This window comes from Paraburkholderia sp. SIMBA_053 (assembly GCF_046534895.1).
Taxonomy (GTDB): domain Bacteria; phylum Pseudomonadota; class Gammaproteobacteria; order Burkholderiales; family Burkholderiaceae; genus Paraburkholderia; species Paraburkholderia caledonica.
Window position 1 is genome coordinate 1 of sequence record NZ_JAWRXU010000110.1, and the last position, 458, is coordinate 458.

Annotated in this window: 1 protein-coding gene and 1 pseudogene; one reads left to right on the forward strand and one right to left on the reverse strand. The window is 63.1% G+C overall.

Annotated features, from left to right (window positions below; genetic code table 11):
• Positions 1-161, forward strand: a pseudogene (locus SB753_RS34790) (tRNA (guanosine(46)-N7)-methyltransferase TrmB); the annotation flags it as partial.
• A gap of 107 nt (positions 162-268) precedes the next feature.
• On the opposite strand, the gene SB753_RS34795 reads toward SB753_RS34790, so the two are convergent.
• A partial coding sequence (locus SB753_RS34795; protein WP_410804576.1) for an undecaprenyl-diphosphate phosphatase occupies positions 269-458 on the reverse strand: 190 nt, incomplete at its 5' end.

Here is a 458-nt window from a genome sequence, read left to right on the forward strand (position 1 = left end):
TGATGGAAGCCGCCCCCGGCTACGCCAACACCGCCACCGCCGAGACCGCGCCTTACGTGCCGCGCCCGGCCTTCCGCCCGCTCACCAAGTTTGAGGCCCGCGGCGAAAAGCTCGGCCACGGCGTGTGGGATCTGGTGTTCCGCAAGCGCGAGATCGCTTAAAGGCGAAAGCGCTCACGGCCTGGACATCGGCCTCGGCCAATCAAAAAGGTCCGCCAACATAATTGGCGGACCTTCTTTTTTGTCTCGCGCAAAAGATCGCGCCGTCGTCAATCCGTCCAGCTCAACGCGCCGCTATAGCCGACCAGCAGAATCAGCAATCCGAAGCCGATGCGATACCACGCGAACGCCGTGAAATCGTGCCCGGCAATATAGCGAAGCAGCCAGCGCACGCACAGAAACGCGCTGACAAACGCGGCCACGAAACCGAGCGCGAAGATGCCGAGCGCGTCGACGGAC